The 19,288-nt window shown below is 68.0% G+C and carries 22 protein-coding genes and 1 tRNA gene; 13 read left to right on the top strand and 10 right to left on the bottom strand.

Going from position 1 to position 19,288, the window contains the following annotated elements; translation table 11 throughout:
* Positions 1-113 precede the first annotated feature (113 nt).
* Positions 114-187: transfer RNA gene (locus ACIOSY_RS00325), tRNA-Gly, on the bottom strand.
* A gap of 98 nt (positions 188-285) precedes the next feature.
* On the opposite strand from ACIOSY_RS00325, the gene ACIOSY_RS00320 reads away from it, so the two are divergent.
* Positions 286-963: a GAP family protein gene (locus tag ACIOSY_RS00320; RefSeq protein ID WP_400847219.1), complete on the top strand. Its 678-nt coding sequence runs from the start codon at positions 286-288 to the stop codon at positions 961-963.
* Positions 964-1,176: 213 nt separating this feature from the next.
* Here ACIOSY_RS00320 and ACIOSY_RS00315 read toward each other — a convergent pair whose 3' ends face one another.
* From ACIOSY_RS00315 to ACIOSY_RS00305, 3 genes are read right to left on the bottom strand one after another with little or no spacing between them, the layout of a single operon-like run.
* On the bottom strand, positions 1,177-1,551 hold the full coding sequence (locus tag ACIOSY_RS00315) for a hypothetical protein (protein WP_400847216.1): 375 nt from the start codon (positions 1,549-1,551) through the stop codon (positions 1,177-1,179).
* 49 nt (positions 1,552-1,600) lie between these two features.
* Positions 1,601-1,966: a hypothetical protein gene (locus ACIOSY_RS00310; RefSeq protein ID WP_400847214.1), complete on the bottom strand. Its 366-nt coding sequence runs from the start codon at positions 1,964-1,966 to the stop codon at positions 1,601-1,603.
* On the bottom strand, positions 1,966-2,376 hold the full coding sequence (locus tag ACIOSY_RS00305; protein WP_400847211.1) for a hypothetical protein: 411 nt from the start codon (positions 2,374-2,376) through the stop codon (positions 1,966-1,968). Before ACIOSY_RS00305 ends, ACIOSY_RS00310 begins: the two co-directional genes overlap by 1 nt.
* 111 nt (positions 2,377-2,487) lie before the next feature.
* Between ACIOSY_RS00305 and ACIOSY_RS00300 the strand changes: the two genes are divergently transcribed.
* Positions 2,488-2,649 (top strand): hypothetical protein, encoded by a 162-nt coding sequence (locus tag ACIOSY_RS00300; RefSeq protein WP_400847208.1) that lies wholly within the window; start codon positions 2,488-2,490, stop codon positions 2,647-2,649.
* Between the two features lie 129 nt (positions 2,650-2,778).
* Here the strand turns inward: ACIOSY_RS00300 and ACIOSY_RS00295 are convergent, their stop codons facing one another.
* Positions 2,779-3,171 carry a hypothetical protein gene (locus tag ACIOSY_RS00295; RefSeq protein WP_400847205.1) on the bottom strand — a complete coding sequence of 131 codons (393 nt, stop codon included), beginning with the start codon at positions 3,169-3,171 and terminating at the stop codon, positions 2,779-2,781.
* Positions 3,172-3,327: 156 nt separating this feature from the next.
* On the opposite strand from ACIOSY_RS00295, the gene dcd reads away from it, so the two are divergent.
* Both dcd and ACIOSY_RS00285 read left to right on the top strand, forming a co-directional pair.
* Complete coding sequence (gene dcd, locus ACIOSY_RS00290) at positions 3,328-3,933, top strand: dCTP deaminase (RefSeq protein ID WP_400847202.1); 606 nt, start codon at positions 3,328-3,330, stop codon at positions 3,931-3,933.
* A gap of 1 nt (position 3,934) precedes the next feature.
* Positions 3,935-5,050, top strand: a complete 1,116-nt coding sequence (locus ACIOSY_RS00285; RefSeq protein WP_400847199.1) for a hypothetical protein — start codon at positions 3,935-3,937, stop codon at positions 5,048-5,050.
* 270 nt (positions 5,051-5,320) lie between these two features.
* Here the strand turns inward: ACIOSY_RS00285 and ACIOSY_RS00280 are convergent, their stop codons facing one another.
* The gene (locus tag ACIOSY_RS00280; RefSeq protein WP_400847196.1) at positions 5,321-6,100 is read right to left on the bottom strand and encodes a hypothetical protein; all 780 of its coding nucleotides are present in this window, start codon (positions 6,098-6,100) and stop codon (positions 5,321-5,323) included.
* 105 nt (positions 6,101-6,205) lie between these two features.
* Here ACIOSY_RS00280 and ACIOSY_RS00275 point away from each other — a divergent pair, with 105 nt between their 5' ends.
* Entirely contained in the window at positions 6,206-6,769 is a 564-nt protein-coding gene (locus ACIOSY_RS00275) for a MarR family winged helix-turn-helix transcriptional regulator (protein WP_400847193.1), read from the top strand.
* 28 nt (positions 6,770-6,797) lie between these two features.
* Here the strand turns inward: ACIOSY_RS00275 and ACIOSY_RS00270 are convergent, their stop codons facing one another.
* Positions 6,798-8,204, bottom strand: coding sequence for an MFS transporter (locus ACIOSY_RS00270; protein WP_400847190.1), 1,407 nt, complete (start codon positions 8,202-8,204; stop codon positions 6,798-6,800).
* A 159-nt stretch (positions 8,205-8,363) separates the two neighbouring features.
* Between ACIOSY_RS00270 and ACIOSY_RS00265 the strand changes: the two genes are divergently transcribed.
* Complete coding sequence (locus tag ACIOSY_RS00265) at positions 8,364-9,554, top strand: MFS transporter (RefSeq protein ID WP_400847187.1); 1,191 nt, start codon at positions 8,364-8,366, stop codon at positions 9,552-9,554.
* Between the two features lie 189 nt (positions 9,555-9,743).
* On the opposite strand, the gene ACIOSY_RS00260 is transcribed toward ACIOSY_RS00265, so the two are convergent.
* Positions 9,744-10,658: a helix-turn-helix transcriptional regulator gene (locus tag ACIOSY_RS00260; RefSeq protein ID WP_400847184.1), complete on the bottom strand. Its 915-nt coding sequence runs from the start codon at positions 10,656-10,658 to the stop codon at positions 9,744-9,746.
* 96 nt (positions 10,659-10,754) lie between these two features.
* Between ACIOSY_RS00260 and ACIOSY_RS00255 the strand changes: the two genes are divergently transcribed.
* A complete protein-coding gene (locus ACIOSY_RS00255) occupies positions 10,755-11,216 on the top strand; it encodes a DUF3817 domain-containing protein (RefSeq protein WP_400847181.1) in 462 nt (153 codons plus the stop codon).
* A gap of 32 nt (positions 11,217-11,248) precedes the next feature.
* Here ACIOSY_RS00255 and ACIOSY_RS00250 read toward each other — a convergent pair whose 3' ends face one another.
* Complete coding sequence (locus ACIOSY_RS00250; RefSeq protein WP_400847178.1) at positions 11,249-11,917, bottom strand: hypothetical protein; 669 nt, start codon at positions 11,915-11,917, stop codon at positions 11,249-11,251.
* A 100-nt stretch (positions 11,918-12,017) separates the two neighbouring features.
* Positions 12,018-12,947, bottom strand: coding sequence for an NAD(P)/FAD-dependent oxidoreductase (locus ACIOSY_RS00245; RefSeq protein WP_400847175.1), 930 nt, complete (start codon positions 12,945-12,947; stop codon positions 12,018-12,020).
* Positions 12,948-13,452: 505 nt separating this feature from the next.
* On the opposite strand from ACIOSY_RS00245, the gene dnaK reads away from it, so the two are divergent.
* The 6 genes from dnaK (at position 13,453) to ACIOSY_RS00215 (ending at position 19,234) form a co-directional block, all read left to right on the top strand.
* On the top strand, positions 13,453-15,312 hold the full coding sequence (gene dnaK / locus ACIOSY_RS00240; RefSeq protein ID WP_400847172.1) for a molecular chaperone DnaK: 1,860 nt from the start codon (positions 13,453-13,455) through the stop codon (positions 15,310-15,312).
* Positions 15,313-15,314: 2 nt separating this feature from the next.
* Positions 15,315-15,956 carry a nucleotide exchange factor GrpE gene (locus tag ACIOSY_RS00235; RefSeq protein WP_400847169.1) on the top strand — a complete coding sequence of 214 codons (642 nt, stop codon included), beginning with the start codon at positions 15,315-15,317 and terminating at the stop codon, positions 15,954-15,956.
* 7 nt (positions 15,957-15,963) lie between these two features.
* Positions 15,964-16,944, top strand: a complete 981-nt coding sequence (locus tag ACIOSY_RS00230) for a DnaJ C-terminal domain-containing protein (RefSeq protein WP_400847166.1) — start codon at positions 15,964-15,966, stop codon at positions 16,942-16,944.
* 87 nt (positions 16,945-17,031) lie between these two features.
* Entirely contained in the window at positions 17,032-17,448 is a 417-nt protein-coding gene (locus tag ACIOSY_RS00225) for a heat shock protein transcriptional repressor HspR (protein WP_400847163.1), read from the top strand.
* Positions 17,449-17,527: 79 nt separating this feature from the next.
* Entirely contained in the window at positions 17,528-18,181 is a 654-nt protein-coding gene (locus ACIOSY_RS00220) for a GntR family transcriptional regulator (protein WP_400849053.1), read from the top strand.
* Positions 18,182-18,265: 84 nt separating this feature from the next.
* The gene (locus ACIOSY_RS00215; protein ID WP_400847160.1) at positions 18,266-19,234 is read left to right on the top strand and encodes a tripartite tricarboxylate transporter substrate binding protein; all 969 of its coding nucleotides are present in this window, start codon (positions 18,266-18,268) and stop codon (positions 19,232-19,234) included.
* The last annotated feature ends 54 nt before the right edge of the window (positions 19,235-19,288 follow it).

Raw genomic sequence — 19,288 nt, 5'->3', positions numbered from 1 at the left:
GGTCAATCGCTAGGACCAGGTTTTCCTGTGCTCGTACATCAATCATCGTGACGAACGAAGGATCGTGGGTAGACGACGCGTCTGAGCGCACAAACTGATGGGGGAAACGCCTATGGAGGGGCTGACGGGAATCGAACCCGCGCTATCTGCTTGGGAAGCAGAAGTTCTGCCATTGAACTACAGCCCCGCACCTGCTCTGCAGAGGAACAGGTGACGCCAGCCTACCCGGCGCCCGCCGCATGACCAAAGCGCTCGCCCGACGCGGTTCCGCGCCATGATGGGGACATGGGCAGTGTCATCGGAGAGCTTCTCCCGTTCGCGCTCGGCATCGCGATCAGTCCGCTGCCGATCATCGTCGTCATCCTCACGCTGCTGAGCCCAAAGGCGCGCACGAGCAGCGTCGGGTTCCTGATCGGGTGGGTCGTCGGCATCCTCGCCGTCATCGGCGCGCTCACGGCGCTCTCGACGTTCCTGCCCGATCGTGATGACTCGCATCCGAGCGTGGTCGTCGGCCTGGTCAAGCTCGCGCTCGGCGGGCTGCTGCTCGTGCTCTCGGTCGCCCAGTGGCGCAAGCGCCCGAAGGGCGACGAGGTACCGAAGCTCCCCGCGTGGATGCGGAAGGTCGACTCCCTCGGATTCGGCGGCGGGCTGCGCTTCGGCCTGTTCCTTGCAGTCGTGAACCCGAAGACGTTCATCTTCAGCACGAGCGTCGCCATCGACCTCGGCACGTCCGATCTCACGGGCGACGAGCTGATCATCTCGTTGGTGGTCTTCGCGCTGATCGCGGCATCCACCGTGCTCGTCCCCGTCGTCGCCTACGCGATCGCGGCCGAGCGCCTGCGCGCCCCGCTGAGCGCACTGCATGTCTGGCTCAGCCGCGAGAATCACACGATCATGTGCGTGCTGTTCCTCGTGCTCGGGTTCTCGGCGATCGGCAGTGGTCTCGGCATCCTCTGGCCATGACGGGTAGGGCGGATGCTCAGTGCGAGGCGTAGATGCGGATGTCGCTGAGCCAGCCCTTGCTGACTGTGATCGAAACCCGCCCGGTGTACGTTCCGAACCATGCGGGTATGCCGTCCGGACCGAACGGAGTGCACCGTTGCGAGAGACAGAGACGCACCCCGGGCGGGTGCCGGAGTGCGTCTCAACGATCAGCCTGACCGCGCGCGGAGAGGCTCAGTAGGTGGCGTAAATCTTGAGCCACGTCGTGTGCTTCGTGGTCTTGATCGTGACCGAGCCCGTGTACGTACCGAACCAGCAACTGCGATTGCCGTGGTTCGGCGTGATCGTGCCTCGGCAGAGCACTCGACCGCTGATCGTCTTCACGGTGTAGCTGAGGGTGGGGGAGGCGCCGGGCGAGACCACTCGGAACCACACCTCATTCTTCGCGCGGACCGTGTGGCTGCAGCTCTTGACCGACGTGGAACACATCTGGGAAGAGCTCTTGACGGGTGCCGCAGTCGCAGCGTTCGGCACAGCCACCGCGCCGCCCGCGAGCACGAGCCCCGCCAGCATCAGCGCCTGCCACCGGCTGGTCTTCTTCTTCGTCATCGTGAACATGGTTCTCTCCGATTTCGTCAAATGGGGGGCGCAAAGCGCATCATGACCACGCCGTGATGCTCGCCGTGCGCATGACGCCCGTATACGCCGTGATGGTCACCGTGCCGGAGTAATTGAACGAGCACATGCGCGACGAGCCAGGACTCATCGTGCCCGAGCAGAGTCGGCGTCCGTTCGAGGCCTGCACCGTCCACGAGATCTTCGTGCCCGGCGCGGTGACCGCTTTCACGCGGAAGTGCACGAAGCCGCCGATCTTGATCTTCACCTGACACGTGCCCCACGAGTACGCGCAGGTGGTGGAGGTCGTCGCCGCCTCTGCCGGCTGGGGAACAGCGGCCGTTCCGCCGGCCAGCACGAGGGCTGCCAGGGTGAGGGCCTGCCAGTGGTGAGTCTTCTTCGTGACCATCAGTACAGACGCGCCGAAGCCGTTCCCATGTTCATGTTTGTGCGGAACTCGACCGACACCGTCGCTGCGCGGTTCGGGATCTTGCACCAGATGCTCTGCCCGGGATACCTCGATGTTCCCTTGCATAGGACGGAGCCTCGAGTAAGGTCGCGCACTTCGTATGCGGGGCCGCGTCCCGAGATTCCTAGCTGACCGTCGAATGAAATGTACAGGCTCCGAATGCTGGCGCTGCCGGATTTCTTGACGCTGAGCTGCACTTTACAGACGGTTGTGAACGGGCTGCAGACTTTGTCCTTGGTCGTCGCAGCATCCGCCGCATGCGGCACCGACACCGCGCCGCCCGCGAGCACGAGCCCCGCCAGCATCAGTGCCTGCCAGCGGCTGGTCTTCTTCTTCGTCGTCGTGAACATGGGGTTCTCCGCTTTCGTCGTTCGGGGGAATGCAGGCGCGATGAGCCCGCCATCTGATCTGACGTTCCCGAAACCGGAATCGGTCGTCGTATTCGGGCATGCTTCGATCGGATGCCTCGGCCGACGCAGAAGCCACCCGCGAAGACTCTCGGGTGCGCTTCCGTCGCGCTCGGGCCGGATGACGTTGCGCTGAGCGACAGCGACTTCTTCGTGACGACCGTCATCGCCTGCCAGTTGCGCTTCCTCGTCGGGTTCGTGCGGGTGGTCGGGTGAGTGATTTCGGGCATGGTTTCTCTCCAGGGTTGTTTCGTCTTCGGCGCCGCGTCCCTGCAACGCAGAAACGCACCTCCGGCGGGGGACCGGAGGTGCGCTTCTGTTGTTCAGATCAGCCGGGGGTGCCGATCAGGAGGTGGTGATCCGTGCTCCCACCGACCAGTCCTTCGACACGGTGATCTTCACCTTGCCCTTGTATCCGCCCAGGTAGCAGGCCTTGCTGCCACCGTTGACGGTGATCTTCCCGGAGCACATCGTCGTGCCGCCCAAGGTCTTCACCGTGTAGCTCTTCGACTTCTTGTTATAGCTCGTATCGATCGCCCGAATGGTGAGCTTGTACTTCGACTGCACCGTGGTGGAACAGCTGTAGCCGTCGGCTCCACAGGTCTTCGTCGCTGCACTCGCCGCTTGCGGAACCGCCACCGTTCCACCCGCCACCACGAGGGCAGCGAGCGCGAGTGCTGCCCAGCGGCTCTTCTTCGCCTTCGTCGTGTCGGTCTTGCTCATCGTCGTGATCGACATATCTATCTCCGGTCGTTCTTTCTTCATTGATTAACGAGCCCGGGGGTGAGCCCGTTGTCTATCCAGACGTTGCAGATATTCGAATCGGTCGCGATCCACCGGCATACCTCGACGGCACCTCTCCGAACCACGAGGCGAGACAACTAGGCTGAACCCGTGCTTCTCAGCGACCGCGACATCAGGGCAGAACTCGCATCCGGCAAGATCGGGCTCGCGCCCCACGACCCGCAGATGGTGCAGCCGTCGAGCGTCGATGTGCGCCTCGACCGGTACTTCCGCCTGTTCGACAACCACAAGTACCCGTTCATCGACCCCTCGGCCGATCAGCCCGAGCTGACCCGCCTCATCGAGGTCGACCCTGACGAGCCGTTCATCCTGCACCCGGGCGAGTTCGCCCTCGGAGCGACGTTCGAGCAGGTCTCGCTCTCCGACGACATCGCCGCCCGCCTCGAGGGCAAGTCGTCGCTCGGACGCCTCGGCCTCATCACCCACTCGACCGCCGGCTTCATCGACCCGGGCTTCACCGGGCACGTGACGCTCGAGCTCGCGAACGTCGCCACCCTGCCGATCAAGCTCTGGCCCGGCATGAAGATCGGCCAGTTGTGCTTCTTCCGCCTGACGTCGCCCGCCGAGAACCCCTACGGCTCGGGTCCCTACGGCAACAGGTATCAGGGGCAGCGGGGGCCGACGGCATCCCGTTCGTTCCAGAATTTCCATCGCACTGACGTCGGCGTCACAGACGTCGGATCCCACGGAGGCTGACATGAGCGACGACAGCACGAACCCACCCGAGCCCGCGACGCCGGAGGGTGACGTTCCGGATGCTGTCGTCCCGCCGCCCCCCGTGTTCGACGACACGACGGCGGATGCGGTCATCCCGCCGCCCCCCGTGTTCGACGGACCGAAGGCGGATGCCGTCATCCCGCCGCCCCCTGCCTTCGACGGGCCGTTGACCGGGGCCGTGCCGCCGGTCGATTCGGCCCGCTCGGCGGATGCTGTGGTTCCCCCGCCTCCCGCCTTCGAAGGGTCGACCGGCGGTGCCGTCGTTTCGCCGCCGCCCGCGTTCGACGGTCCGGTCACGGGTGCGTCCGCCCCAGCATCCGATGCACTGCGGCGGCGCCCGGCTGCCGTTCCGCCCGTGGCTCCCTCGTCGGACGAGGCGCTGACGGCACCCGACCTCGACCCCGCCTTCGCCGCGCCGCCCGAGGTGCCGGCATCCGGCAGCTACCGGGGCTGGACCGTGGCGATCTTCTCGTTCCTCGTGCTGCTGCTCGCCGGCGCCATCGCGCTGGTCATCTACCTCACGACGAGCACCACCCTCGACTGGTCGACGTTCGGCGACGCCTCGGCGACGGAGACGTCGGAGCCGGCGACGAGTGAGACGACGGGTTCGGCCGAAGCATCCGGCACGGCGGTCGACGTCACCGACAACCGGGACCTGACGGCCGAGCCGTGCACCGACTTCTGCGCCGAGATCGCCGGGCAGGTCAGCGCATCGGTCATCGGTGCCGACGGCGCGGCCGTCTGGAGTCTCGCGACCCCGTGGACCGCGTCCGACGCCGGCAGCCTCTCTGCCGACGAAGCCGCCGGTGCGGCCTACGACTCCGACGCCGGCCGCACCGACTTCACGGTGTGGCGGTTCGCCGATGACGCCAACGCACAGCGTGGATTCGAGACCCTGGCCGACGAGCTGGGCGAACCCACGTCGTCTGATGCCGTCTATGACAGCGGACGCGGCACGCAGAACACGTACCGCGACGGTGGGTCGATGACGATCATGTGGATCGTCGCCGACGAGGAAGGGCAGCCCTGGGTCATGCAGCTGCAGGGCCCCGACGACGATGCCGTGCGGCAGTTCTACCTCGCTCTGCCGTTCTGAGGCGCACGTCGACGGGGCTTTCGGCGCATAACTCCTCAAGAACGCGACGGCGAGACCGGTCTGCGGCTGTTTTCGGGCGGGAGCGGAGCGGGTTTGAGGAGTTATGGACGCGCAGCCGGCCACAACTCAGGACAAACCGCGGCCCTCGGGCCGAATTCGAGGGTTTCGGGGGCGGATCGCGCGCTCTGTCCTGAGTTAGGGCCGGGCCGGAACGCAGAAGGGGGACGGATGCCGAAGCATCCGTCCCCCTTCTCGCGAAGCGGCCTGTGATCAGGCGTCGCGTCCGCGGCTGAAGCCGGCGTCGAAGCCGCGCTCGTAGGAGTGCTGCGCCAGACGGGCGGCGCGGTGCGGGCCGCGTCCACGGTGACCGTGGTCGTCGCGGCCGTGACCGTGCTCGCCGTGCGAGTGGTTGCGGCTGCGGTCTCCATGGCGGCATTCGGCACTCGCGCCGAAGTCGCGGTGTCCCTCGAAGCCGTACTCGAAGCCGGGGCCGAATTCCGGGCCGAAGCCGTGACGAGCGTGCTCGCCGTCGGATGCCGGACCGAATCCGTGGCGACGACCGAAGCCGTGCCGCGGGCCGAAGTGCTTCGGGAAGCGGCCGTGACCGCGTCCGCCGAAGCCGTGGCGGCGTCCGCGGGGGAGAGGAGTCTCCTCGTCCCACCCGAATGCGCGCGCGATCTTCTCGAGTGAGGCGAGGGTGGTGGCCATGTCTTCGTCGGACACGGCGTCGCCGATCTTCGAGCGGATGCCGTCGACGATCGCGCCGAGGCGGTCCTTCGCCTCGCGTCCGTCGTCGGTCAGCGTCCAGCCGTCGCCCTCGGGCGCGACCCAACCGCGCTCGACGAGTCGGTGCAGTTTGTGTCCGTTGAGGGGGCGCCGGGCGGGCATGCTGCCGTCGACGATGTTGAGGAGGCGCCAGTCGCGGCGTCCGATCTCTTCGCCCTCGAAGGCGGAGGCGAATTCGTCGGCCATGAGGCGGTCGACGGCCTTCAACCAGAAGCCGAAGGGGCGGGTGGTGTTCTCTGGGGTGTTGTCATCAGTGGTGTTCATCAGGGAAGTCCTTAGTTGTCAGTGTGCATGTGGTTGTCACAGTGCATGTATATGTAGTGTGACATGCAGTAGCGATGCATGTCAAGTCGCATGTAAAATCAGTGTGTGACCGCCGAACAGAACGACCCCGCCGAAGCCATCGCCCTGGCACTGTCCCGGCTGCGCGGACGACGCCCGGGAGACCGCGGGGCGCACAGCCCCGAACACGGCGGACCGCACGGCTGGCACGGCGGGCCCCACGCAGGCTCACACGGCGGGCCCCACGGCGATGGGTTCGAGCACCGCGGGCGTCCCGGCATGCCACCCTGGATGGGCGACCCCGGCACCCGACTGGGCGGGCCGGCGCGCATGCGGATGCTCGAAGCGCTCGCCGCGGCATCCGAACCGCTCAGCGTCAGCGCGCTCGGCGAGGCGATCGGCGTCGATCAGCCCCGGGCGTCACGCCTGGTGCAGCAGGGCGTCGCGCACGGATTCGTTCGACGCGAGGCCGACCCCGACGACGCCCGCCGCACGCGCATCGCGCTCACCGACGAAGGACGCAAGATCGCCCGCGGCGTGCGCGGAGAGCGGCGCGAGATGCTGAGCGGCGCGCTCGCTGCCTTCACCGACGAGGAGCGCACCGAGCTCGCTCGCCTGCTCAACAAGCTCGCCGACAACTGGCGGCGCTGACTTCTCCTCTTCGAAAGCCGGGGAGGGCTCAGCGCGGCGCCTTGACCGGCAGCAGTAGCAGGAAGCCGGCGATCAGCACGATCATGATGCCCAGGATGCCGTAGGCCGTCTGCGCCGTCAGAACGATGAGCAGCGTCCAGGCGCCGGAGGCCATCCAGCTCGCCGCGCGCCCGGTGGTGGCGTAGAGGCCGAAGATCTCGCCCTCGCGGCCGGCCGGAGTGAGGCGGGCGAGGAACGAGCGGGCCGCTGCCTGCGCCGGGCCGACGAAGGCGCAGAGGATGAGCCCGCCGATCCAGAAGACCATGGTGCCGCCGTCGCGCAGGAAGAACACCGCGAGACCGGCCACGATCATCGAGCCGATCGACGCCAGGATGATGCGTTTCGGGCCGACGCGGTCGTCGAGGCGTCCGGCGATGATCGTCGAGACGCCCGCGATGAGGTTGGCGGCGATGCCGAAGATGATGATGTCCTGCGTCTCGAATCCGAACACCGCGGTGCCGATGATCGCGCCGAAGGCGAAGACGCCTCCGAGGCCGTCGCGGAAGACGGCGCTCGACAGCAGATACCAGAAAGTGGGGCGGGTCTCGGGATCGCGGTAGAGACCGCCGACGTCCTTGACCAGCAGCTTGTACGACGCGAAGAATCCGACCCGGCGCTCGGGACGGCCCAGCGACGGCTCGGGCACGTTGAGGAAGATCGGGATGCTGAACACGATCGCCCAGACCGCACAGCCGACCGCGATCAGGCGATACGCCAGGCCGTTCTCGGTCGACATCCCGAACCAGTCGTTCGAGTCGAGCACGACGACGATCACGAGCGCGATGATGCCGCCGAGGTAGCCGAAGCCCCATCCGAGGCCCGAGATGCGACCGACGTTCTTCGGGTTCGCGATGCCGATCAGCATGGCGTTGGAGTTGACGGCCGCGATCTCCTGGAACACGGTGGCCGCGGAGATCAGGGCCACACCCAGCCAGAAGAGGCTCGGCCGAGGCTCGACGAACCAGAGCCCGAGCATGCAGAACACGAGGGCGCCGGTGCCGATTCCGAGCCAGAGCTTCTGTCGGCCCGCGGCATCCGCCCGCTGCCCGAGCACGGGCGCCAGCAGCAAAATGCCGAAGGCCGCGATCGTCGAACCGAGGCCCAACCCGGAGGCGAGATCGGCCTCGGCGGCCATGCGCACCGGGTCGGTCTTGTCGAGGGCGGCGATATCGGCCGGCAGGAACGACGAGCTCACCAGATACAGGGCCGTGAAGACGAAGGTGAGGATCACCGTGTTGAAGGGCTGCGTCGCCCAGTCCCACAGCGCCCACGAGTAGACCTGCTTCTTGGGTGCGGGAGTCTCGCCGCGCAGGTCGAGGCCGAGCACGGCGACAGCGCCGGTGCTCGCCGTCGCCGCGGGCTCGGGGACGCCGGGCTGAGGATCGGGTGCGCTCATGTGTCGAAGTCTGGCCGCACCCGGTGAACGGCCGGTGACGGCGCGCCGTACCGGTATCCCAGCCCGCGCATCGAAGCGCCCACCGCACCCCGGACGAATGGTCGGGTGCCGTGGACGGGCGGTCGGGCGACGGCATCCGTGCGCTGCGAATGTAAAAGCATGACAACCACAGCGCCCATCCCGACCGCGGCGACCACTCGACCCGAGCGGATGCGCTACGGCGGACTCATCGTCGTGATGATGATGAGCTTCCTGCTCGTGACGGCGGAGTTCCTGCCCAACGGGGTGCTCACCGAGATGGCCGACGCCCTCGGTGTCACGCCCGGCCAGGCGGGTCAGACCGTGACCGTCACCGCGCTCGTGGGACTGCTCGTCGCCCCCACCATCGGCCTGATCTTCCCGCGGCTCGACCGGCGGTCACTGCTGGTGTGGATGGCGCTCGCCGCGGCCGTGTCGAACCTCATCGTCGCGATCGCGCCGAACCTGATCATCGTGCTGCTCGCCCGGTTCCTGCTGGGAGCGGCGATCAGCGCCTTCTGGTCAATGTCGATCACCGTCGCCGCTCGCATCGCGGGGCCCGAGCGTCTCGGCCACGCCGTGATGTTCACCGCCGCCGGCACCTCGCTCGCCACGGTCGCGGGTGTGCCGCTCGGCGTCATGCTCGCCGAGCTCGTCGACTGGCGCATGGTCTTCGCGATCGCCGGCGTCGTGACCGGACTCCTCGCCATCGCGCTGCGCGCGCTGCTGCCCTCGGTGCCCGCGGCGCAGGCGTCGAGCATCCGCCTCCTGGTCGACACAGTGCGACAGCCCGGCATCGGACTCGGCCTGATCGGTCACGTCTTCGTGGTGCTGGGGCACTTCCTCGCTTACACCTACGTGCGACTCGCGCTCGAGCGCATCCCCGACGTCGACGCCTCGACCATCGTCGTGCTGCTCGCGCTGTTCGGCGCCGGCGGCCTCATCGGCAACCTCGTGATCGGATTCGTGATCGACCGCACCTTCCGGCTCTTCGCCGTGCTGGCGCCCGTCGTGATCGCGGTCTCGGTCGCCGCGATGCTGCTGCTGTCGGGGTCGATCGTGGCGGTCGGTGTCGTCGTGTTCGTGTGGGGCTTCTTCTTCGCCTCGTGGCTGATCGTCGTGAATACCTGGGTCGGGCACCGGATGCCGTCGCGCCTCGAAGCCGGTGGCAGCCTCGTGGTCGTCGGATTCCAGGGTGCGATCATGATCGCCGCCGGAGTTGGAGGGTTCCTCGTCGACGGCGCGGGAGTCGAGTTCGCCTATGTGCTGGGGGCCGCGATGCTCGTCATCGGCGCCGTGCTCTTCGGCCTGTCGAACCGCGTGCGCGCCTGAGCACGCCGGGTCGCGGAGCCGGACGCCGAGCTTCCGATCTGGGTCGCCGAGCTTCCGATCTGGGTCGCCGAGCTCTCGAGGTGGGTCGCTGAGCCTGTCGAAGCGTCCTGGGGCGGGCCCTTCGACGGGCTCAGGGACCCAGGGAGCGAGTGCTCGGAAGTCCCGCGCACGCGAACGATGCCCGGGCCGCTAGGCCGAGACGGGCAGGCGGTGTGCCAGACGCCACGACGAGGGCGTCATGCCGGTGCGCCGGCGGAAGGCGCGGCTGAACCCCTCGTCCGAGGCGTAGCCCAGCGCGCGCGAGGTGTCGGATACGGAGCGTCCGGCGTCGAGCATCCGCTTGGCCGCATCGATGCGCACCTCGGTGACGTAGTCGGCGGGGGAGCGGCCGAGCGCGTTGCGGAACCGCTCGGCGAAGACCGACCGCGACATCGCGCCGACGTTGGCGAGTCGCTCGACCGTCCATTCACGTCCTGGCTCGTCGTGGATGGCCTCGACGACGCGGTCGAGGAACGGGTCGCTCGACACCGACGGCCACCCGGCGGGCGCGCAGCCGTTCTCGGCCCACGCCCGGATCACCGAGAGCAGCACCGTCATCGCCATGAGGCGGCAGATCACCGGGTCGGTGCGGCGCTTCGGCGCGGCGGTGGGGTCGACGAGGCCCATGCCCTCGGCCAGGGTCGCGGCAGCCGGTTCGAGCGTGTCGAAACCCGTCACGGTGATCAGGTCGGGGAGTACGGCGCCCAGCGGGGCCGTGGCGTCGGAGAGCTCGAGGTCGACGACGATCAGCGTGGCCCCGGCATCGGACTGCAGGGCGAACGGGCTCCCGCCGAGCGTGAGGAACGCGTCGCCGGCGGTGAGTCGATCGCGCGGCTCATCGACATCGACGGCCACGCGCTGAGAGGCGGGATCGACATCGAGGCGGCATCCGGGTCGGAGCGGCGGATGCCCGTGCACACTGCCCTCGGCGACATACACGAGCGTCGTGGCACCCGGCGAGAGCGGAAGAAGGTCGTCTGGAGCGACGGCGACGCGGCGTCCCACGCCCACGCGGAGGTCGACGGTCGCGAGCACGCGCGCCAGAGCATCCGCATCCACAGTCATGCTGTGGCAAACGTCTCCGCGGAGTGGGGTATTCCTCGCCCGGAGGCCATAGGTGCCCCCGATAGCCTGGAACCACCCCCCCACCCGAGGAGTGCCGTGTTCCGTTCGCCCGACCGCCTGTACCGAGTTCTCGCGATCGCCGAGGCCATCACCTGGACCATCCTGATCGGCGCGATCATCGCCCGCGCCGTGGGAGCGCCGGGCGTCGTGGTGACGATCGGCGGAGGCATCCACGGGTTCGTGTTCCTCGCCTACGGAGCGACAGCTCTGCTGGTGGCGGTGAATCAGCGTTGGCACATCGGCGTCGCGGTGTTGGCCGTTGCCAGTGCCGTCGTGCCCTACGCGACCATCCCGATGGAGATCTGGCTGCACCGCACCGGGCACCTCGACGGCCCCTGGCGCCTCGACGCCACCGACGATCCGCGCGACCGCCGCTGGTACGACCGGCTGATGCGCTGGTTGCTGCGTCGCCCGTGGGTGCTCGCCGCGCTGCTCGTCATCGCGATCGTCGGGCTCTATGTGGTTCTTCTGCTGGTCGGCCCGCCCGGAGGCAAGTGACCCGGCTCAGTCTTCCGGCTGGGCGAAACGGCTCACGGCACGACGATGACGGCGCTCTTGGCGTTGACCTGGTCGATGATCGCCTCGACATCGGCCTTGGTTCCCGTGCAGTCCGCGATCATGTAGAGCCCTGCGCCGACCTGGCTGAAACCGCGGGCCGTCATGATCCACGTACGCCCGGTCTCCTCGCCGATCACCTGGCGCGCGTCGACACCGCCGCTGCCGCCGAGCTGGTAGCTGAGCTCGCCGTTCTGGGCGTTCGGGGTGACGTCGGCGGGGGCGCCGCCCAGGATCGCCGCGATCAGAGCATCGGTCGTCGCACTGTCGTCGCCGGGCACCGCGATGCCGGCGCCGAGCAGGCCCTGCCAGAAGTGCACCGTGCAGGAGTCGTCGAGGGTGCTGTAGCTCCAGTTTCCGTTGCCGTCGTCGGGCGAGGCGACCTTCCACTCGTCGTCGACCATCAGCCCGTCGCCCCACTGCACGAACGACGAGCTGGTGAGGTCGAGTCCCTCGGCGAAGGTGAGCGTCTCTGACGACGTGCTCGGCTCGTCGCTAGGCGTCTCACTCGGCTCAGACGACGCGCTGGGCTCGGCGGCGGGAACATCGGTGGGGATCTGCGCGTAGACGCACCCGCTCAATGGCAGCAACGCCACGGCGACGACGGTGGCAGCGGCGAGTCGGGCGAAGCGAGTGCGGGTCATGCCGGTCAGCCTAAACCCGCAGCGTTCCCCATGCCCAGGGCAGCACTGCCCACCTCCGGCATCTGTGCACGTGGGTCGGTCGTGCGAGGGCTGTGCAGTTTCAGTGCGCGGTCGCGATGCCGAGTCCGTCGTGCACGATGACCGCCGCGACCCGTGCGCCGGCTCCGGCAGCGACGATCAGCTGCTGCGGACCGGGAGCCGCGATGTCACCGGCCGAGTACAGCCCCGGCACGTCGGTGCGTCCGGCGCGGTCGGTGAGCAGATGCCCGGCATCGTCGCGGGCGGGGTCGATGCCCTCGAGAAAGGGCAGCGAGGCATCCCACTCCGGCCGCACGAATCCGCCGTCGACCGCGATGACCGCGCCATCGGAGAGGCGCACGGCCTCGAGGCGACCGCGGTCTCCGATCAGCTCGACGATCGGATGCCGCTGCACGACCACCCCCGCAGTGGCGAGGTCCGCCTCCTGCGCGGCGCTTACCGCCGCGGTGCCGTTCGTGAACACCGTGAGGCTCTCGGTCCAGCGTGCGATGAGCCGGGCGCGGTCGGCGAGGTCGGCCGTTTCGCCGATCAGTGCGAGTCGCCGGCCCTGCAACTCCCACGCGTCGCAGGCGGCGCAGCTGAACAGACTGATGCCGTAGAAGCCGCGCAGATTCGGCACCTCGGGCAAGGTCTCGCGCAACCCCGTCGCGAGCAGCACGGCCGCAGCCGACGCGGTGCCGGCGGGCTCGCGTCGCCCGATCTCGGCGGTGAACGAGGCATCCGTCCGTCGCAGCGACACGACCCGTATCCGGGATCGCACCTCGACGTTCGGGTAAGCCGCGAGCTCTTCGCGGGCGAGACGCCGCAGCTCATGCGGCGGGATGCCGTCGCGCGTGAGGAAGCCGTGGGAGTTGAGCGTCGCGGCGTTGCGCGGACGGTCGGCATCGACCACGAGCACGCGGGCGAGAGAGCGGCCGAGGTTGAGGGCGGCCGAGAGCCCGGCGGGCCCGCCTCCGATGATGAGCACGTCGTACTCGGGGGTGTCGTTCACAGCATCCTCCTCACCGATGTTCGTCGCGGATGCCGTCTCGGAGGGATGCGGCCGCGCCGCCCGGGCGACGCCGCCGCGAGCCCTGCAGTCGGGTAAGGCTCGCCTAACTCCTATCCTGGCATGCTCCGGCCGGCCGGCCGGCGGAGGAGCCGGCCATAACTCAGGACAACCGGCTGCTCGGGGGCCGGGTGGGTGCGGAAACGGGTGCGCGGGCGGCATCCGTCCTGAGTTATGGCCGGAGGCGGCGCGCACAACTCCTCAAAAGCGCCCGATTCCCGGGTCTCGCGCGCCGGATCAGTGCCGTCCGGCCAGAATCTGAGGAGTTGTGACGGGTGACCGATTGCCGACCGCCGCAGAGACCGCGAATTCAAAGTTGAGCCAATTCATATCAAGTTTGTTTGACAGACATTCGGCGTCCAGGTACAGTTGAGTCATCGCGACTCAGGTTTTCCTGACCGCCGCAGATTTCAGACCAATCAACGTCAGCTACACAAAGGAGAACAACATGGCACGTGCTGTGGGAATCGACCTCGGTACGACGAACTCCGTCGTCAGCGTCCTCGAGGGCGGCGAGCCGAAGGTCATCGCCAACGCCGAAGGCTTCCGCACCACCCCGTCGGTGGTCGCCTTCACCAAGGACGGCGAGGTGCTGGTCGGCGAGACCGCCAAGCGCCAGGCCGTCACCAACGTCGACCGCACCATCGCGTCGGTCAAGCGTCACATCGGTACCGACTGGACTTTCGATGTCGACGGCAAGAAGTGGACGCCGCAGGAGATCTCCGCGCGCATCCTCATGAAGCTCAAGCGCGACGCCGAGTCGTACCTGGGCGACACCGTGACCGATGCGGTCATCACCGTCCCCGCGTACTTCAACGACGCCGAGCGTCAGGCCACCAAAGAGGCCGGTGAGATCGCGGGCCTCAACGTGCTGCGCATCATCAACGAGCCCACCGCTGCGGCCCTCGCCTACGGTCTCGACCGTGGCAAGGAAGACGAGCTCATCCTGGTCTTCGACCTCGGTGGCGGAACGTTCGACGTCTCGCTGCTCGAAGTGGGCAAGGACGACGACTTCTCGACCATCCAGGTGCGCTCGACCGCCGGTGACAACCGCCTCGGTGGAGACGACTGGGACCAGCGTCTCGTCGACTACCTGATCCAGCAGTTCAAGGCGACCACGGGCGTCGACGTCTCGGGTGACAAGATCGCCCTGCAGCGTCTCAAGGAGGCTGCGGAGCAGGCGAAGAAGGAGCTGTCGTCCTCGACGAGCACCTCCATCAACCTCCCGTACCTGTCGCTCACCGACTCGGGCCCCGTGTCGCTCAGCGAGACCGTGACCCGCGCCAAGTTCGAGGACCTGACGAAGGACCTGCTCGACCGCACCAAGAAGCCGTTCGAGGATGTCATCCGCGAAGCCGGCATCAAGGTCGCCGACATCGACCACATCGTCCTCGTCGGTGGATCGACCCGTATGCCCGCCGTCGCCGAGCTCGTCAAGCGCGAGACCGGCAAGGAAGCCAACAAGGGCGTCAACCCGGATGAGGTCGTCGCCGTCGGCGCCGCCCTGCAGGCCGGTGTCCTGAAGGGCGAGCGCAAGGACGTCCTGCTCATCGACGTCACCCCGCTGAGCCTCGGCATCGAGACCAAGGGCGGAATGATGACCAAGCTCATCGACCGCAACACCGCGATCCCGACCAAGCGCAGCGAGACCTTCACCACGGCAGACGACAACCAGCCGTCGGTCGCGATCCAGGTCTTCCAGGGCGAGCGCGAGTTCACCCGCGACAACAAGCCGCTCGGAACCTTCGAGCTCACCGGAATCGCCCCGGCTCCCCGTGGCGTCCCGCAGGTCGAGGTCACCTTCGACATCGATGCGAACGGCATCGTGCACGTGTCCGCCAAGGACAAGGGCACGGGCAAGGAGCAGTCGATGACGATCACCGGTGGTTCGTCGCTGTCGAAGGACGACATCGAGCGCATGGTGCGCGAGGCCGAGGAGAACGCTGCGGAAGACAAGAAGCGCCGTGAGGCTGCCGAGGTCCGCAACCAGGCCGAGACCCTCGCGTACTCGATCGACAAGCTGATCAAGGACAACGACGACAAGCTCCCGGCCGACGTCAAGGAGTCGGTCCAGGCTGATGTCGACGCCCTCAAGACGGCTCTCGCCGGCGACGACGACGAGGCCGTGAAGACGGCGTTCGACAAGCTCAACGAGTCGCAGACGAAGCTGGGCGAGGCGATCTACGCGCAGTCCCAGGCGGATGCCGCGGCTGCTCCCGAAGGTGACGCCCCCGCGGGTGACGCTCCCTCCTCCGAGGAAGACGTCATCGACGCCGAGGTCGTCGACGACGAGGACGAGAAGAAGTAATCATGGTTGACAAGAACTTCGACGAAAACGCCGGGGTTCACGGTGAGGGGTCGGATGCTCAGGCATCCGGCCCCGCGCCGCAGAACCCGGACTCCACCGAGGCCGCAGCGGCCGAGGGCTCGGACGAGACGCCGGTCGACGGCGCCCCCGACGACCTCACGGTCGACGACATCCTCGGCGCTACCCAGACCGGCGAGGCCGCGGCGGAAGACGTCGTGCTCGCCGACCTCGAGTCGACGCTGCTGAACGACCTCAAGCGCCTGCAGGCCGAGTACGCGAACTACCGTCGCCGTACCGAAGAGCAGCGCCAGGTCGAGATCGAGCGTGCGAAGGGCGAGGCCGTGAAGGGCCTCATCCCCGTGCTCGACGATCTCGACCGCGCCAGCCAGCACGGCGACCTGGTCGAGGGCACGCCCTTCGCCGTGATCGCCGACAAGGTGCGCGTGATCGTGGAGCGTCTCGGTGTCGTCTCGTACGGCGAGAAGGGCGAGGAATTCGACCCGCAGCGCCACGAGGCGATCTTCCAGCAGCCGACGCCCGGCGTCGACAAGACCACGATCCTCGAAGTCGTCGAGGTGGGCTACCGCCTCGGAGACGTCGAGCTGCGTCCTGCGAAGGTCGTCGTCGCCGTTCCTGCAGAGTAGGTGATGAATGGCTAGCCAGGATTGGTTCGATAAGGACTTCTACAAGACCCTCGGGGTCTCGAAGGACGTGAGCGACGCCGACCTCAAGAAGGCGTACCGCAAGCTCGCGCGCAAGTACCACCCGGACTCCAACGCGGGCGACGCCAAAGCAGAGGAAAAGTTCAAGGAGATCAGCGAGGCCTACTCGGTGCTCTCCGACTCCGAGCAGCGCAAGGAGTACGACGAGATCCGCGCCATGGGCTCGGGTGCCCGTTTCACGGCGCCCGGCTCGAGCGCCGGCGGGTTCGAAGACGTCTTCAGCCGCTACGGTCAGCAGGGCCGTGGGCAGACGGCCGACTTCGAGGACATCTTCGCGATGTTCAATCAGGGTCAGGGCGGCTTCGGTAACGGCCGGTTCGGCCAGACGTCCGGGGGCTTCCGAGGGTACGGCGGGCCGCAGCGCGGTGCCGACGTGACCGCGCGCACCACGCTCGACTTCATCACCGCCGTGCAAGGGGAGACGATCTCGCTGCAGGGCGAAGACGGCAAGCCTTTCAAGGTGAAGATCCCGGCCGGGGTCGCCGACGGGCAGAAGATCCGTCTGCGCGGTCGCGGTCGTCCGTCGCCGGATGGGGGAGAGAGCGGTGACATCGTGGTGCAGATCGCGGTGCGACCGCACCCCGTCTTCACCCGCGATGGGCTGAACCTGCGTCTCGTCGTTCCGGTGACGTTCACCGAGGCGACGCTCGGCGCGACCATCGAGGTTCCGACGCTCGGCGGCGACGTCGTCAAGCTGCGCGTCGCACCCGGCACCCCCTCCGGGCGGGTGCTGCGCGTCAAGGGCCGCGGCGTCACGACGAGCAAGGGCACCGGCGATCTTCTCGCCGAGCTGCAGGTCGCCGTGCCGACGCACCTCGACGAGGCCGCGCGCGAAGCCCTCGAGAAGTTCCAGGCTCTGGAGCCGACCGAGAACCCTCGTGCCGAACTCATGGCGAAGGCTCGGCGATGACGTGTTTCGTCTCGCTCCGCTCGCTCAGGAACCGGGTACTCTTCCCGGTCCCTGAGCGCTCGGTGCGACCCGGCGAAGGGGCGCGTCATGGACGCTGACACCCCGGTCTTCGCGATCGCCATGGCCGCCGAACTCGCGGGCATGCACCCGCAGACGCTGCGGCAGTACGACCGCATCGGCCTGGTGACCCCGGGCCGCACGCGTGGGGGATCCCGCCGATACTCCCGCCGCAACATCGAGCAGCTGCGCGAGGTCGCGCAGCTCTCCTCCGAAGGGATGAGCCTGCCTGCGATCGCGCGGCTGCTCGACCTGGAAGACGAGACGCGGATGCTCCGCCGCCGCGTCACCGAGCTCGAAGCCGCGCTGCGCGCCGAGCGCGAGAACCGCCCCGGTGTGCGGGTGTTCGCCGCCGGTTCCGCCGGTGTGGTGCCGATGCCGGGTGGCCGACGCATGCGCCGTTCCACCGAGGTCGTTCTCTGGAACCCGCGCGAAGCCCGCGACTGACTTCGCAAGCGTCGCACGGCCCGAGCGAGCGCCCGGTGTGTATCCTGTCAACTGTTAACAGGAGGTCGGCGTGACACAGATGGTCAAGCGAGCAGAATCCCTCGGCGCCCAGGTGGCGCGTGCCCTGCGGCAGCGCATCGTGCGCGGAGAACTCGCCCCCGGCACCCGCATCACCGAAGAGGCGCTGGCGGAGGAGTTCGACGTGAGCCGCGGTCCGATCCGCGATGCCCTCACGCAGTTGAGCTTCGAGAACCTCGTCGAGGTGCAGCGTCCGCGCGGCGTTTACATCACCGGGCTCACGAAAGACGACGTCGACCAGCTCTACAGCCTGCGCGGTGCGCTCGAGCAGCTCGCGCTCTCGCGGGCGATGCGCGTCGACGATGCGTCGCGCTGGGCGCCGATGGCCGCTGCCGTCGGGCGCATGGGAGCGGCGGCGGATGCCGGTGATCACGCGGCGTTCGTGACCGCCGACCTCGACTTCCACTCGCAGATCTACGCGCTCGCCGACCACCCGCGCCTCGAGGGGGCGTGGAGCCAGTACCTGCCGACCTTCGCGGCGCTGCTCGAGGTCACGATCAACCACGACGAAGACCTGCACGAGTCCTCGGGCGACCACTTCACTCTCATGGACGTCATGCGCACCGGCACGCCCGAGCAGGCGTCGACCGTACTCGCTGCGCACCTCGACGGCGCGCGCGATCGCATGCTCAGCGAGATCTCCGCGCGGGACTGACTCACCGAGTGTTGACTGTTAACAGTCAACACTGCTAGCCTCGCGAATGTCGACAACACGGTCGACCCACGTAGAGGAGCAAAGATGCCCCGCAAGCGCATCACCCGGGCGGCCGCCGCAATCGCCGCCCTCGCAGCCACCGCCCTCGTCCTCTCGGCCTGCACCAAGGTCGAGGAGAACGAAGATGCCGCGACGGCATTCCCCGAGAACGACATCCGACTGATCATCCAGGCGAACCCGGGCGGTGGATCCGACCTGTCGTCGCGTGCACTCGCGACCGAGCTCGAGAAGATCCTCGGCGTGAGCGTCATCCCCGAGAACATGCCCGGCGCTGCCGGTGCTCTCGCCATGGAGTACGTCGGCGCTCAGGACGCCGACGGCTACGTCATCGGCTTCGCGCCGGTGGAGATCGCCATGCTCAACACCACCCAGGGCGCCAACGTGCAGCCCGACGATTTCGACCTGCTCGGTCAGATCATGCTCGCCCCCGGCGTCATCACGGTCGGCGCGAACAGCGGCATCGAGACCCTCGAAGACCTCGTCGCGCAGGCAGAGGCCGGCGCCGTCACGGTCGCCAACTCCGGTGCGGGCTCGATCTGGGAAGCCGCGACCCTCGGCCTCGGCGACGCCACCGGCGCCACCTTCACCCCGGTTCCCTACGACGGTGGCGCGACCGCCGTCGCCGCAGCGGCATCCGGCGAGACCGTCGCCGCCGTCTCGGGCCTCGGCGAAGCCCTCGCGCAGGGCGACGCCGTGCGCATCCTCGCCGTCATGAACGACGAGCGCCACCCCGACGCCGAAGACGTCGAGACGGTCGAAGAGGCCATCGGCGAAGACGTCGTGTTCGGCGGCTGGGGCGGCATCTACGCCCCCAAGGGCCTGCCGGACGACGTCAAGGAGGTCCTCGAGGCCGCCGTCAAGGAAGCCGTCGAGTCCGACAGCTACCAGCAGTTCCAGGCGGATGCCGGAAACCTGGTCGTGTACCGCGACTCGGCCGAATGGACCACCTACGTCGACGAGCAGTTCACGCTGTTCAAGGACCTCCTGGGCTGAGAACACCGCTGCGGGGCCGGCCCACCGCCGGCCCCGCACCCGTTCCCCTCCAAA

Origin of the sequence: Microbacterium sp. NPDC087665 (genome assembly GCF_044743285.1) — a bacterium.
Lineage (GTDB): Bacteria > Actinomycetota > Actinomycetes > Actinomycetales > Microbacteriaceae > Microbacterium.
This window is presented reverse-complemented; position numbering and strand designations above follow the sequence as displayed.

What these genes read in the sequence shown, in the direction of transcription:
- ACIOSY_RS00270 (WP_400847190.1), bottom strand. Translation starts at nt 8,204, where the DNA reads ATGAGCGCACCCGATCCTCAGCCCGGCGTCCCCGAGCCCGCGGCGACG.
- ACIOSY_RS00250 (WP_400847178.1), bottom strand. Translation starts at nt 11,917, where the DNA reads ATGACCCGCACTCGCTTCGCCCGACTCGCCGCTGCCACCGTCGTCGCC.
- ACIOSY_RS00260 (WP_400847184.1), bottom strand. Translation starts at nt 10,658, where the DNA reads ATGACTGTGGATGCGGATGCTCTGGCGCGCGTGCTCGCGACCGTCGAC.
- ACIOSY_RS00295 (WP_400847205.1), bottom strand. Translation starts at nt 3,171, where the DNA reads ATGTCGATCACGACGATGAGCAAGACCGACACGACGAAGGCGAAGAAG.
- ACIOSY_RS00215 (WP_400847160.1), top strand. Translation starts at nt 18,266, where the DNA reads ATGCCCCGCAAGCGCATCACCCGGGCGGCCGCCGCAATCGCCGCCCTC.
- ACIOSY_RS00235 (WP_400847169.1), top strand. Translation starts at nt 15,315, where the DNA reads ATGGTTGACAAGAACTTCGACGAAAACGCCGGGGTTCACGGTGAGGGG.
- ACIOSY_RS00300 (WP_400847208.1), top strand. Translation starts at nt 2,488, where the DNA reads ATGCCTCGGCCGACGCAGAAGCCACCCGCGAAGACTCTCGGGTGCGCT.
- ACIOSY_RS00320 (WP_400847219.1), top strand. Translation starts at nt 286, where the DNA reads ATGGGCAGTGTCATCGGAGAGCTTCTCCCGTTCGCGCTCGGCATCGCG.
- ACIOSY_RS00220 (WP_400849053.1), top strand. Translation starts at nt 17,528, where the DNA reads ATGGTCAAGCGAGCAGAATCCCTCGGCGCCCAGGTGGCGCGTGCCCTG.
- ACIOSY_RS00230 (WP_400847166.1), top strand. Translation starts at nt 15,964, where the DNA reads ATGGCTAGCCAGGATTGGTTCGATAAGGACTTCTACAAGACCCTCGGG.
- ACIOSY_RS00285 (WP_400847199.1), top strand. Translation starts at nt 3,935, where the DNA reads ATGAGCGACGACAGCACGAACCCACCCGAGCCCGCGACGCCGGAGGGT.
- ACIOSY_RS00305 (WP_400847211.1), bottom strand. Translation starts at nt 2,376, where the DNA reads ATGTTCACGACGACGAAGAAGAAGACCAGCCGCTGGCAGGCACTGATG.
- ACIOSY_RS00265 (WP_400847187.1), top strand. Translation starts at nt 8,364, where the DNA reads ATGACAACCACAGCGCCCATCCCGACCGCGGCGACCACTCGACCCGAG.
- ACIOSY_RS00315 (WP_400847216.1), bottom strand. Translation starts at nt 1,551, where the DNA reads ATGACGAAGAAGAAGACCAGCCGGTGGCAGGCGCTGATGCTGGCGGGG.
- ACIOSY_RS00225 (WP_400847163.1), top strand. Translation starts at nt 17,032, where the DNA reads ATGGACGCTGACACCCCGGTCTTCGCGATCGCCATGGCCGCCGAACTC.
- dnaK (WP_400847172.1), top strand. Translation starts at nt 13,453, where the DNA reads ATGGCACGTGCTGTGGGAATCGACCTCGGTACGACGAACTCCGTCGTC.
- ACIOSY_RS00310 (WP_400847214.1), bottom strand. Translation starts at nt 1,966, where the DNA reads ATGGTCACGAAGAAGACTCACCACTGGCAGGCCCTCACCCTGGCAGCC.
- ACIOSY_RS00280 (WP_400847196.1), bottom strand. Translation starts at nt 6,100, where the DNA reads ATGAACACCACTGATGACAACACCCCAGAGAACACCACCCGCCCCTTC.